The sequence below is a fragment of the Streptomyces sp. NPDC056734 genome (assembly GCF_042790455.1).
In the GTDB taxonomy this organism is placed as follows: domain Bacteria; phylum Actinomycetota; class Actinomycetes; order Streptomycetales; family Streptomycetaceae; genus Streptomyces.
In genome coordinates, this window is the sequence record NZ_JBHTZD010000003.1 from 335,162 (window position 1) to 347,635 (window position 12,474).

At 71.8% G+C, this 12,474-nt stretch carries 13 protein-coding genes; 1 reads left to right on the forward strand and 12 read right to left on the reverse strand.

The features are described from left to right. The first annotated feature begins 99 nt into the window (after positions 1-99). Positions 100-570 carry a hypothetical protein gene (locus tag ACFRFC_RS05745; protein WP_382682990.1) on the forward strand — a complete coding sequence of 157 codons (471 nt, stop codon included), beginning with the start codon at positions 100-102 and terminating at the stop codon, positions 568-570. A 347-nt stretch (positions 571-917) separates the two neighbouring features. Here ACFRFC_RS05745 and ACFRFC_RS05750 read toward each other — a convergent pair whose 3' ends face one another. The 12 genes from ACFRFC_RS05750 to ACFRFC_RS05805 form a co-directional block, all read right to left on the reverse strand. Further along, positions 918-2,084: a hypothetical protein gene (locus ACFRFC_RS05750; protein ID WP_382682987.1), complete on the reverse strand. Its 1,167-nt coding sequence runs from the start codon at positions 2,082-2,084 to the stop codon at positions 918-920. Positions 2,085-2,156: 72 nt separating this feature from the next. Next, positions 2,157-2,516, reverse strand: coding sequence for a hypothetical protein (locus ACFRFC_RS05755; protein ID WP_382682984.1), 360 nt, complete (start codon positions 2,514-2,516; stop codon positions 2,157-2,159). Positions 2,517-2,595: 79 nt separating this feature from the next. Then, positions 2,596-3,735, reverse strand: a complete 1,140-nt coding sequence (locus ACFRFC_RS05760; RefSeq protein ID WP_382682981.1) for a hypothetical protein — start codon at positions 3,733-3,735, stop codon at positions 2,596-2,598. Next, positions 3,732-4,523, reverse strand: a complete 792-nt coding sequence (locus tag ACFRFC_RS05765) for a DUF317 domain-containing protein (RefSeq protein ID WP_382682979.1) — start codon at positions 4,521-4,523, stop codon at positions 3,732-3,734. Before ACFRFC_RS05765 ends, ACFRFC_RS05760 begins: the two co-directional genes overlap by 4 nt. Positions 4,524-4,554: 31 nt before the next feature. After that, on the reverse strand, positions 4,555-4,995 hold the full coding sequence (locus tag ACFRFC_RS05770) for a hypothetical protein (RefSeq protein ID WP_382682977.1): 441 nt from the start codon (positions 4,993-4,995) through the stop codon (positions 4,555-4,557). Between the two features lie 172 nt (positions 4,996-5,167). Next, complete coding sequence (locus ACFRFC_RS05775) at positions 5,168-5,707, reverse strand: hypothetical protein (protein ID WP_382682974.1); 540 nt, start codon at positions 5,705-5,707, stop codon at positions 5,168-5,170. 93 nt (positions 5,708-5,800) lie between these two features. Further along, a complete protein-coding gene (locus ACFRFC_RS05780; RefSeq protein WP_382682972.1) occupies positions 5,801-6,676 on the reverse strand; it encodes a hypothetical protein in 876 nt (291 codons plus the stop codon). 215 nt (positions 6,677-6,891) lie between these two features. After that, the gene (locus ACFRFC_RS05785; protein ID WP_382682970.1) at positions 6,892-7,464 is read right to left on the reverse strand and encodes a hypothetical protein; all 573 of its coding nucleotides are present in this window, start codon (positions 7,462-7,464) and stop codon (positions 6,892-6,894) included. Between the two features lie 14 nt (positions 7,465-7,478). Next, on the reverse strand, positions 7,479-8,993 hold the full coding sequence (locus ACFRFC_RS05790) for a VirB4 family type IV secretion system protein (RefSeq protein WP_382683718.1): 1,515 nt from the start codon (positions 8,991-8,993) through the stop codon (positions 7,479-7,481). Between the two features lie 32 nt (positions 8,994-9,025). Continuing rightward, the gene (locus ACFRFC_RS05795) at positions 9,026-9,478 is read right to left on the reverse strand and encodes a DUF6238 family protein (protein WP_382682968.1); all 453 of its coding nucleotides are present in this window, start codon (positions 9,476-9,478) and stop codon (positions 9,026-9,028) included. Then, positions 9,475-10,938 carry an SCO6880 family protein gene (locus tag ACFRFC_RS05800; protein WP_382682965.1) on the reverse strand — a complete coding sequence of 488 codons (1,464 nt, stop codon included), beginning with the start codon at positions 10,936-10,938 and terminating at the stop codon, positions 9,475-9,477. The genes ACFRFC_RS05795 and ACFRFC_RS05800 overlap by 4 nt, the downstream gene beginning before the upstream one ends. A 91-nt stretch (positions 10,939-11,029) precedes the next feature. After that, a complete protein-coding gene (locus ACFRFC_RS05805; RefSeq protein ID WP_382682963.1) occupies positions 11,030-12,454 on the reverse strand; it encodes an ATP-binding protein in 1,425 nt (474 codons plus the stop codon). Between the last annotated feature and the right edge of the window lie 20 nt (positions 12,455-12,474).

Here is a 12,474-nt window from a genome sequence, read left to right on the forward strand (position 1 = left end):
ATCCGTTCGACCACGGCGGTGTACTTGCGGCCAGTGCCCGTAATGGTGATTCGGGTGGGAAGTCCGCCGCCACTTCCGTGAGTCGGCTAAAGAAGGGGGATGACGGAACATGACGACCCGTGGCTGATTGACGCGATTTGGCGGGCGGTTGACCTGAAGCGGGCCTACCTGATCCCGGACCGTGTTCAGGTTGCGGCATGTCTTGCGGGCTTGGACAGCAGCCGGCTGGAGCGGGTCCTGACGTGGCTGGTTCTTGATCACGACATACTTTTCTGTGATTTGGGAGAGCCGTCCATGTCGGTGCGGGAGCTTGATTCGGTGGCGGCCCTGGCGCCACTGGAGACCGAGCTGGCGATGATGACGGCCGTACGCCGGGTCGCCGCGAAGGAGACGGGGCTCACCGGAGCGGTGGAGGGCCTGGCGCTGCTGGATCGTGTCCACGCCATCGCGATCTGCACCGCGGTCATGCTGCTGGAAGCACGTGGCCGCACCGCGGCCCTGGTGTGGCTCGATGGTGAAACCGTGCGGTATGAGCAGATGGGCTACCCCAGGCCGTACACGAACACTTGATCGCAAAGGCCCCTTCCTGGCTCCGGATCAGCGGCACGCGGGGACGGTCAGCGGCTCCACATGCGCTGCCAAGGCCCTGCCTGCGGCCGGAGGTACGGGCGGTGGCGGGTGCGTCGGGGCTGCCCAGGGCCGTGTGGGTGCCGGCCGTAGAGACGTCCTTCCATCCGTGGCCGCGATGCAGCAACCGGTCAGGCGCCAGCGGCTGTCGCCGCTGGCGATGTAGCCGGGTGTTGCCAGGACGTAAGGGACGGTCGGCCGGGACGAGCAGTTCTCGTGCGGCGAGATGCCGGGGAGGAGACGGGGGCGGCTTCGGGGCTGGTGGCGCTACGGCGTCGCGGGGCTCGCGGTCACCGGTGTCGGGCGCTGGAGGTGGCGGGAGCCGTGGGCGGGATGCGTGGAGGCTGCGATGGCGTGAGAGCTACGTGCCCGGTGGGGGGCAGGTGCCGCGGTGCAGGGATGCGGTGCGGGGGCAGAACTGCCTCGGCTTCGGCCATGTCGTCCCGGACCGTGGTGAGTTCAGCGGTGAGGTGGCCGACCTGGGCGGACAGCATCCGCAGCCGGACGGCCATCTCGGCGCCCGTCCGGGTCTCCATCGCCGTCGCCCACGCGGCGCACATGTCGAGAAGGTTTGCGAGGTGGGTGAGGTGTCCGGTCGGATACGGCGGCTGGCCGGTGAGGTGTGAGAGCACTCCGGCGACCGCCGGGCTGTTCGGGGCGTCGAGCACGTCCTGGGTCAGCGCGACGAGGAAGGGCACCGTCGGTCCGGGGATTGGTCGCGCGCCGGTGCGGGTGGGGTGCAGAACACCGGGTGGAACGGGGGGAGGGAGTTCGAACCAGGCCGCTTCGCGGCTGTCGTAGTGGCCGATCACCCGCACCGCCGGGCTGTCGATGTCCCCGGCGAGCGCAAGCACGACCTCATCGTCCTGGTCCTGGCCCGTTTCGCCGGGTGCGATGGCGGTGGCGACGGTGATCAGCTGACCGGTCCGCTCGTACCAGGACTCCTGCGGAATCAGCAGGCCCCGGGCACGCGCCGTGCGCGCGTGATCCGTCCACATCTCTTCCTGCGGCCCCAGCGAGGGCAGCGGACGCGGGGGCGGATCGGCCTGGAGGGCGAGATCGCGTACGAGCACGGCCCGCTCGCCCCAGGTCCGCAGGAACGGCCAGAGGCGGGCATCGAGTTCTGCCTCGTCTGCGGGCCCTGCGTCGACACTGTTCTGTGCCTGTTCAGCGGCGTGTTCGAGGTCGTCGAGCACGAGGCGCCATCCTGCGTGGTGGCGGGCTGCGGGCATGGAGTCGACGCCCCGGCGCGCGGCGGCGAGGAGCGTTGCGGTGTAGGGGAGGAGCAGGTCTTGCGCGGCGACGGAGAGAGCGGTGTCGCGGGCTGTGCCGGCGGCGGGCGATTCCTTGGCTGACTGAGGTGGGCCGCGGTGTTGGTGGAGGGCGGTGTCCCAGCGCGCGGCCACGACCTTGTACCAGGTGGCGTACGAGGCCAGAGAGTCCAGGGCCGTGGTCACATCGGGTGGGGTGCGGCTGTCGATTGCTGGTCCGTGGGGGTTGGGTTTGCCGGGCACGGTGGGCTGATCAGGTCACCGGCCCCGTGCTGCGGAAGGCGTCGTGGCGGCTGTGGGAACGGGCGTGGCCGGGTATGCCGGGCCGGGGTCTGGGGCTGTGCGGAGTTGGGGCGGGCGGGCGGTGGCTGCCTGGGCGAGGCGGGTGCGGTGTGAGTGGTCGGGCCGGTCGTGCCGGGTGGGCGCGGGTTCGGGGGCTGGGTCGAGGGTGTAGTCGGCCTGGACGGTGAAGCCTTGGGTGCGCAGGTCGTGGACCGTCTGGCGGGCACGCCGGACCGGATCCTGTTCGGGGTTGGTGAGCCGGTACAGGCCGGGCTGTTCGGGTACTGGCTCGAACTGGAGCCGTACGAGGTACCAGTCGGCGATGTGGATGGGCACGCCGGGGTGGAAGGCGGCGGCGATCTGGTGGTCGGGGTGGGTGCCGATGTGGAAGTGGGGCAGGAGGGATGTTCCTCGGTCAGTGGCGGCGGTGCGGGGCGGCGGCCGGGGGCAGAGCGGGGACGGCGGCGGAGGGGAGGCTCGTGGGGGTGCCGGGTGCGGCGTGGGCGCGGTTCAGCAGGGTGTCGCCGTGGACGAGCCAGGTCTCGATCACCGGCCGGATGCGGGCATCACGCACCGCCTTCGCCTCACGGTGGCCGTCTGACCGGTGGGCCTGCTGTGTGTGGGAGGCAGCGGGGCCGAGCAGGCTGCGCCAGGTGTCCACGATCTCGGCGCCTGTGGTGAGGGCGGCGCTGAGTTGGGCGAAGGCGGCAGCGTCCGGTGCTGTGAGTCCGGTGCGTTGGCAGTGCCGGAGGAGCGGTGGAGCGTGTGCCACGACGGTGAGGAACTCGTACCAGGCGGTCTCCGCGAACAGTTCCTGCTTCGGTCCGGAGCCGGAGGGGTCGAGGCGCTGGAGTTCGATGTGTTCGCAACGGATTCGGTCGAGGGCTTCGGCGACGGCCACCGTATGCCGGGCGTGGAGGGCCTGGTGGTAGGCGGGCAGGTAGCGGTCGGTGATGGCGTCGGCTGCCTGGTGGGGGTCCTGGGGCAGGACGATGCCGGTGGGCGCGTGCGGGTCACGTGCGTTGTCGGTGAAGCCGTCGGATGCGAAAGCCCCGATGACGTATCCGTGGGGGTGGCCGGGGCGCTCGATGAGCAGCAGTTCGACGCCGGCGGCGGTGTTGGCGAGGGTGGCTGCGTAGGGCACGTTCCCGTCATGGACCGCTTCGGCGAGTTCGCCGGAGTCCCACACCCAGGGCACCAGGTCGCCCCGCCACACCGGGTGGCTGTAGATCTCCACGGTCGGGATCCATGGTCCGGGCAGGTGGTGGGCGATGGTGTCGGCGATGTCCCCGAGGAAGGGGCGGCTGCTCATGGCGACGGTGGCCCGGTGGCGGCGGGCGAAGTGGATAAGAGCGGAGACGGCCCGTTCGGCACTCGCCCGGTCGGCGAAGAGCCGGGTGTGGACGCCGGACTCCGTTTTGGTCCATCCGGCAGCGGCCAGCGCGGTGTGGGCCCATTTGTACTGCTCGCCGGTGGCGATGGCGGTGATCTCCCGGTCGCCTCGCCGCGACAGGGTGATCCGGGCCGGCGGTGAGGAAAGGGAGCCGGAAGTCACGGTCTCCTCTTTCTTTGCCGTGCTCTGGGGCTGCGGGCGGTGCCCGGTGGGCTGGGAGGGACGCCGGGGGTGCGTGCGGGCTGGGTGGTGGTGAGGGGGCGGGCGGTCATGAGGGGGGCGAAGGCGGGGTGGAGGGCGATGCCGGCGGGGCGGACGACCGGTTCGGGGGACAGGGTCTGTTCCAGGACGGAGGCGACGACGAACGTGGGGACGGCGTGAGTGAAGGAGACTGCCCACAGGGGTCCGGCGGGGTGAGCCGCGAGGAGGTGCCAGGCGACGTCGGGGTCTTCCTGGAGCGGCGGTCCGAGGGAGTCCTGCGGCCGGTTCAGGATGGCGGCGAGTCCGTCGTGGGAGTGGAGGCCGGCCAGTCCCCAGTTGTCCAGGACTTCCCACCGGTCACCGGTGAAGGGCAGGGCGATCATCCCTTCGGGTTCGGCCGCGATGTCGTACACGAGGTGGTCCGGATCGTGCTCCAGCGCGGTGGTGATCGTCGTGGTGAGCGCGGAGAGGAGTTCGACAGGTACGTTGCCCGCGATGTCGGCCCGCCACCGGGCGGGTGCGCCGGGGCCGGTGTGGGCGGTGATGACCAGGTGGGGTCTCCATCCTTCGGCGGCGTGGTCATGGCGCAGGATGATCCGTCCGCACGGGCTTGTCACGGTCGCCGTCTGGTTGTCCGTGGTGAGGGCCCAGGTGTGGCTGTCGGCGAGTGCCGCCAGGTGGGCGTGGTGGTCGGAGAGGGGGCTGGCGGCCAGGTAGCGGGGGCTCACCTCGAACAGGGGGTCAGGCACAGGCTTTCCAAGGTGGTGGGAGCGGGGCCGGTCATCGCCGGGCGGCTCGATGGGACGGGAGTGTGGAGCCGGTGGTGTCCGTGGCGCTGGTGGTGAGCCGCGGTACGGGGGGCGGGGTGATGACCGGGGCGGGCTGTCCGGGAGTCCAGCGGGCGGGGGAGTCGCTGATCCGGGACAGCGGGTGTGTGTCCCAGCCGACGAGCGGCCCTCGGTTGTGCTCGGTGGCGGCGATGACCTCGATGCCCTCCGGGTGCAGGACGTATCCCCACGTTGCCCCGAGGGATTCACCCGAGGTCACGGCTATGCGCGGGGGCGGTGATCCGTCGGGGGTGATGAGGTCGTCGAGGTCGGTGCTGGGGTACTCGATGCCTGCTGTCAGGGCTGCGCGCAGATTGTCGGGGGTGCGGTCGAGGAGGTCGGTGCCCAGGGTGTCCCAGCCGATGGGGACGGTGCTGACCAGGTGCCGGGTCATGGCGTCAAGGTCGCCGGCGAACCGCCACCGGTTCGCGGCCAGGAGCAGGGGGAGATGGCGGGAGGGGTATCCGTCGTGGTGGCAGTAGATGCCTTCGAAGCCCCCGTCGGGCGTGGGGCGGGCGATGAAGGAACGGGTGGACAGGGGTCCTCCGGAAGGTGGTGGGCTGAACTCAGCGCCGGGCAGGGCCGCCAGGCGGCTGGGGACCGGGCGGCGGCGGGGGTGCCGCGCGGGGAGCGGACGGGCGCTGCCTGGTCGCGTCGGTGCTCGGTGTCGGGTCGTACTCGGCGCGCAGGAGCATGAGGTCGGCTTCGCCGGCCACGGCCAGCACACCCAGGAGACTGCTCGCGGCACCCTGCAGCAGCCGTGGAGGTGATCCGCGTTGCGCCCCGCGCAGGCCGTCCTTCCACCGGGCGGCGGCGACGAGGTGCTCCGAGACCTCGGTGAGGAATGGCTCGACCGCGTCCAGGACGGCGGTCAGGGCGGCGCTGAACTCGGCCGGGTTGTCGGCCGCTTCCAGCGCCCGGCGGCAAAGGGCGAGGTCGGGGACAGGGAACGGTTCGTCCGGCAGCGGGTGGCGGCTGCGGAAGTCCTCGCTGTCGTGCCTGGCCCAGCGGTATAGGTCGTTGCTGGTGGCTCTGCCGTAGCGGGCGGCGTCTATCTGCTCGCTGGTGCGGCCGACGTTGTCGTACAGCTCGAAATCAGGGTTCACAGGGTCCGTGGAGAGGTCGGGGAGAGCGGGTCGGCGGCGCGGGTGCTCGTGCCGGCCGGGGACGGGTCCGGGGCGCGCGGCCTCTTGAGGGGGTCAGCGGGTGTGCCTGGGAGGGGACGAGGTCGAGCCGGGTCGGGGTGGGAGCGGGGTGCACGGCGGCCGGGGTGCCGGTGACGGTTGCAGGGCCCGCATCCGGTTCTCGGTGTCATGCAGTGTGTCCTTGAGTTCGCGGATCTGGGCTGCGGCGTCGGCGAGGTCGTACGACAGGTCGAAGCCGTCGTCCTCTTCGGCTTCCTTGGCCTTTTCGCCGGCTGCTTCGAAGAACTCGCCGAGCTGTGCCAGCAGACCGTCGGTGGGTTCCAGGATCTGGTGCAGCAGGGTGGCGGCGTCCGCGTGCGACTCGGCTCCGTTGAGCCGGTCGGTCAGATCGCGCAGCGCGTCGCCGTAGACGTAGACGGGGCGACGCGCTGGTGTGTCGGGGGCCTTAGGGGCTGGGGACGGGGGCGTCGGCTGGGCTGGGTGTGGCAGCAGGCCGAGCTGGGCGAGGCGGTGTTCGATCACCTCGATCAGGGGTGTGGCGCTGCCGCCGTTGCGGGCTTCGGGACGACGGCGAGCGCCGGTGTCGGCGGAGGGGGCCGAGTCGTAGAGGACCTCGAAGCGCGTCGGGTCGTCGGGGTGCTCGCGGGTGGCGATCCAGCCCTCGGGATCTCCGGGCAGGCGGTCGGAGGGCGGCTCCTGCGGCGGACCGATGATCAGGTGGCTGTTGTCAGGGAGTGCGACGCGCACGATGTAGGCGCTGAGGCCGAATTCGATGTCGCATGGCAGTCCGAGCGCCCGCAGCGGCGTGGTGATGTGCGCGTGGCGACGCCACAGTTCCTGCCACCACGGCATGTTCACGTCGCGATGGTCAGGAAAGGGCGCGAGCGGAGTCGCACGGGCGTCCACGGCGTTCGTCTCGTCAGTGGTCACGGCTTCTCCTCCGGGACGCCGGCCGGTGGGGCGGAGGCGTTCGGCGAGCGAGGTCGTGTTCCAGCTGGGCTTCACGGTCGGCCGTCTGCGCCATGAGATTGTCGTGCTCGGCCTGACACTTCTGGTGCTCGATCCGGTCGGCGTCGCTGAATTGATCGGGGCGGTTCAGAGCGTTCCTTGGGGATATGGGTGGATCGGGCTCCGGGCTGGCGCGGTCAGTGGTGGCGACCGCGCGGCGTGGGTGGGGGTGGCGTCGGCGGGCCTTCCTGACGGGTGAGTGTCGTGAGGAAGCGCTGGAAGCCGAGGTGGTCGTCGAGTTCCCTGGCCGCGTCACGCAGGGATTCCGAGGTGCGCCGCAGGAGGGCCCGGGCGGAGGCGTGGTCCACGACCATGCGGTTCGCGAGGTTGTCCCGGTCGGCCGGGTCGACAGACCGGGGCAGAGCCAGTGCATTCTCCGCGGTCTCGGCGAAGCGCGGTACGGCACGGCTCGACATGGTCGCCGCGGTGCTGAGATGAGTCAGGACGGAGTCGCCGACGGGGGTGGTGTGGTGGGGGCTCCGGGCGAAATCAGCGGTGAGCCGCAGGATCTCGCTGGCGAGGTGCTGTGCATCAGTGGCGTGCTGGAGCAGTACGGCATAGGAAGGCGCGACCGGTACGTGCCCGTTCTCGTCCAGCAGTTCCCACCGCAGGGCGGCGTTGAGCGCTTTGTCCTTCATCGCGTCGACTGTGCCGATGAGCTGGAGCACCTCGTTGCTCGGTATCAGGTCGCGTTGGAAGTCGGGCGTCATGGGCATCTTGGTCCTCAGTGCATGCGGGCGTCGGTGTCGAACAGGGCCAGTTCGCGGCTGTGCAGGAGGTGCTGCACGATGAAGCTCCGGCCTGCGACTTTCCACAGGCCGCGCCCTCGGTTGAGGTGTGCGATGGCGTCCATCTCGACGGAGGTCAGGCCGAGCAGGGAGGCCGCCGCGTGGAGCTGGTCGGTCTCCTGGCGGTAGATGATCCGGGTGCTGCAGTCGGCGAGGAGTCCCTCGGCCAGGGCGCGGCCCTGCGATCCGGCATCGCCGGCGGTGAGCAGGTCGCTGAGCCGGTGGATCACCATGAGGTTGGCGATGCCGAGACCTCTGGAGAGCTTCCACTGGGCCTGCATCCGCTGGAGCAGGCCGACGTGCCGCATCAGGCGCCACGCCTCGTCGTACACGATCCAGCGCCGGCCGCCGTTCGGGTCGGAGAGGGCGGATTCCATCCAGGCGCTCGCGCAGGTCATCGCGAGGACGAGGGCGGTGTCGTCGCCGCTGCCGCCGAGGCGGGACAGGTCGATGGTGAGCATCGGTGCGTTCGGGTCGAAGCTCACGGTGGAGGGTGCGTCGAACATGCCGGCCAGGTCACCGTGGATCAGGCGCCGCATGGCGTGGGCCAGGTCGCGGGCGGCGTCGCCGAGCTGGCCCGACATCATCCCGGCGGCCTCGTCGAGCACGCTTGGGTTGTTGAGGGTGGCGGCGACGTCGCCGAGGAGCGGGGTGCGGTGCATCTCGGCGGCGTGAGTGACGACGGCGTCGAGGGCGACGTCCAGGGCGGTGTGCTCCATGGGCATCAGGTCCCGGCCCAGTACGGTGCGGGCGAGGGAGCCGAGCAGGAGCAGTCGTCGTTTGCGGATCTCGCCGACCCAGTCGGCCTCGGACACGCTCTCAGGACGCGGCGCTGCGTCCAGGGGGTTCAGGCGGCCCGGCAGTCCGGGACCGAGGGCGACGGACCGGCCGCCGAGGGCTTCTGCCACAGCTGTCCACTCGCCCTTCGGGTCACACGGTACGTAGACGCGGTATCCGAAGGCGACCGAGCGCAGCGCGAAGGACTTGGCGAGCGCCGACTTGCCCTGCCCGATCACCCCGGCGAGCAGCAGGTTGGGGTTGGTGAAGCCCTCGATCTTGCCGTAGAGGCTGAACGGGTCGAAGCTGAAGCCGGCCTCGGCGTGGACGTCGCGGCCGATGTAGATGCCCTCGGCACCGAGCCCGCCCTCCGCGAGGAACGGATACGCGCCGGAGGCGACGGCGGTGGTCATACGGTGCGCGGGCAGCTTGAGCCGTGAGCCGCGTGCGGAGGCCGGTCCGGGTCGTCCGGCGGGCCCGTACAGCGGGGCGGGCAGCGGCTGTTCGGCCGGTTCGGTGCCGTCGCTGTGGGCGGTCGCGGCGGTGCGGGCCTGGGCGGTGGCTTCGGCGAGCTGTCTGCGGGCCTGTTTGCGGGCGGTGCGGTCGCTGCCGTGGGGGGTGAACAGGGGGCTCGCGGTGGCGTGGCGGGTTTGTCGGGCGGGCCGGTGGGGCATCGTCGGTGTTCCGTTTCGGCGGTGCTGTCCGCTCATGGGGTGTGGGTGGTGTGGCCGTGGAGCGGGGTGTGGTCGGCGGGGGTGGTCTTGAGGCGGACTGCGTGGCCGGTGGCGAGGTGGCGGTGGCAGATCGTCAGGACCGGTGGCCCGTCGGGCAGCCGGGTGGGGTCGCAGCCGGCGGGGCCCGTGTCGCCGGGGAGGGTGTGGAAGGCGTCGTGGAGGGCTGCGGTGGCCTGCCAGATGCGGGTGTGCGCGGCGGCGAGGTGTCGGCCTGCGGCCGGGTGCGGTGGCCTGGTCTGCCCGGCGAGCTGGTCGAGGAGCCGGTGCAGGGCGGTGAGGTGGGCGTGGAGGGTGTCGAGGTGTGCGCGGTCGGCCGGCCGGCCGGTGGCGGTGCGGCTGTGGTGGCGCAGGCCGGCGGTCGCGGCGCGCAGGTAGGGCAGGGAGTCGGGGGGCGGGCTCTGCTCGGTGGCGGCTGGTGGGGTCACAGGGTGATGCGGGCCAGGGGGAGGGCGGCGGTGGTGAGGGCGTCGGGCTGCTGGTAGTCGAGGCGGCGCAGGTCGACCTGGGCGGATCCGGCGGCGGTCTCGACCTGTGCGCAGGCGGCGTCGAGGAGGGCGTCGGTCTCGGCGGACACGGTGAGCAGTCCGGTCAGGTCGACGTCCGCGTGCCCGGCGATGAGCTGCCTTTCGCGTGTTCTGGCGTCGGCGTACTCGATGCTGTCGGCCTCGGAGTCGACCTGACCGCGGCGCCGGCGCTCGCCGGCATCCGCGACGATGCTGGCTTTGGTGCGCTGGACATCGCGCAGGGCGGCGTCGAGTTGCTGGGGCACGTAGATGAGGGAGAGGGTGCGGCGGACTCCGGCGGAGAACAGCAGCCCGTGCAGAAAGCCCGGACTGGTCTCGGTGCGGGGCCAGTTCTCGATCCAGTAGGTGGCGTGCCGGGCGGTGTCGGTGATCACCCGGTCGTGGTGCTCGACCTGGACGACGGGGCCTGCGGCGGCGGGGTCGGTCTCGGCCCGCCCGGACGTCGACCACTGCTGGAGCCGGGGTGCGGCCTTGGGGTCGTAGGCGGTGCGGATCACGGCGGCGATCTCGGTGGCGGTGAGCCAGCCGGTCACCGTGAGTCCGGCGGAGCGGACGGCCTGGGTGACGGAGGCCGTGGTCTGCTCCAGCACCGTGAACGCCCCGGGCAGGCCGCCGCCGGCCTGGCTGATGAGGCGTCTGGCGGCGTGCAGGTCGAGGGAGATCGCGAGGTATGCCTCATGGGGGGCGGCGGCCGGTCCGGCGGCGGCGACGAGGTCTGCGTACACCTGCCCGGCGACGGGGGTTCCGGGCTGGCCGTGGTGGGTCCAGTGGCGGGTGAGGGTGTCGCCGGAGTCGGGAACGGTGCGTTCCAGGACCTGGATCGCCGCGATGTTCCCGGTGCGGGAGATACTGGCCAGCGCGCGTCCCCAGCCGCTCACGTGCGCGTGCTGGGTGGCGGGATCGAGCAGGGCGAAGGCGCGTGAGGAGACGCGGGCGACGGCGGTGAGGGTGCGGCGGTGCGGGTCATGGACGGCCGCCGCCTGGGAGCCGTGGGGGGTGACCAGGCGCAGGGAGGCACTGGTGCCGGGCAGGTGGAGGGTGCCGTCCCGGCGGGGGCGGGTGACCGGGCGTGCCAGCCACAGCATCTGTCCGGTGCGGCGGCGCTGGGCGTGGCGCACGACGATGGGTGCCCAGTCGATCAGGGGGCGTCCACGGCGGCGGACCAGGACGAGGACGGCGCAGGCTACCCACAGCGGGGCACCGAGCACGGCGCCGGTCAGGCCGGTGGACACCACGGTGACCATCAGCAGCGCGAGCGCGGCGGACGTGAGCAGGAGCTGGGGCAGGGACAGGCCGAGGAGGATTCCGCGCCGGGAGCGGTGCGGGAACTTGACCGTGAGAGAAGCGGTGGTGTCAGACAAGAGAAGGAAGACCGTTCCGGAAGCGCGGGCTGGGGGGCCGGTCGGGACACCATCCGTGTGATGGTGTCCCAACCGGCGAAGGGGGCAGTCGTCAGGTGCCGGCGGGCGGCGGCCCCGCCGGACCGGCGGGCGAGGGATCGGCGCCGGTGTCAGGGCGGGCAATATCGCCCGGCGCGGGCGGGGCGCCCTGCGGCGGCGGTGGGGCGGAGCCGGTCAGGGGCGCTGAGGACCAGCCAGTGTCCGGGTCCGGACCAGGGCCGGACGCACCGCCACCGGGCTGCGGGCCGCCGGAGCCTGCCGTACTGTCGTGGCCGCCTTCGGTGGCGGCCCCCACCGACTTCTCCAGACCCTGGACCGCAGTGCCGGGGACGCCGCCGGTTCCACCGCTGCTGCCGTTCTGTCCGCCCTGTCCGTCTCCACCGCCGGTGTCGCTGCCGGCACCCATGGAGACGGTAGCGATATCGCCGGGGAACTGGCCCGGGGCGAAATCGGGTCCCTGCGGTGCGGCTGCGGCGCCTGCCGCACCGGCCGCGCCTCCGGTTGCGCCGGTCGCGGCTGCCGCTGCGCCCTTGCGGGCGGCGCTTTCCGCGTGCTGGCGGGCGACGTGTGCGCCGGCGCCTCCGGCACGGTGGATGTCCTCACCGTTGGTGCCTTCGGCGGCCCAGTGCACGAACTTGAACGTCGCGTAGGGGCTGAGCAACACCAGGCACATGATGACGACCCCGGCCATCACGTCGGCCAGGGCGGCGATGCCGTCCTCGGCCTCGGTCCGCCCCAGGGCGGCGGCGCCGAGGAGGAAGATCACCGTCATCAGAAACTTCGAGACGACGAGGGTGGCGGTGGCCTCGATCCAGCCCCGGCGCCAGCGCCGGGTGGCCTCCCAGCCCCCGCCGGCCGCAGCGAAAACGGCCAGCGTGACCAGGACGAGGATGCCCACCTTGCGGACCATCATGACGCACCAGTACAGAACCGCGCCGATGGCGGCTCCGAGCCCTGCGAGGGCCATCACCAGCCAGCCCAGCGGGGCGAGGGCGGGGATCTGGGCCACATTGACCATGCGCCGCACGGACTCCTCGACCGAGGTGTTCGCGGCCTGGAACAACCCATCGGACAGTGCGTCGACGACTTCGATGGCGACGGTGGTCCCGGCGATGGCGACGAAAGCGAAGAGCACGCCGGACGCGGTGCCGGTGAACGCCTGGGCCAGGGCCCGGCCGTCGCGTTTCATCGCGGCCCGCACCAGCTGGGCGCAGAACGTGGCGACCAGCATGACCAGGCCGATCGGCAGCAGGATTGCGTAGTTGTCGCGGAACCAGCCCGCGTTCAGGTCCACCGCGGTGGTCGCGTCGACGACGTCGGCGGCGAGGTCGGCCGAGGCGGCGGCGAGTTCACCGGCGCTCTTGGCGATCCAGTTGCCGATGCCCTCGGTGATTGCCGCGCCGGGGTCGGCGGCGAAGTCGATCGCGTCCGCGGCCTCACACACCGCTCCGGCGACGGGAAGGGAACAGAATTCCACTGGACCCGGGCCTCCTTTCT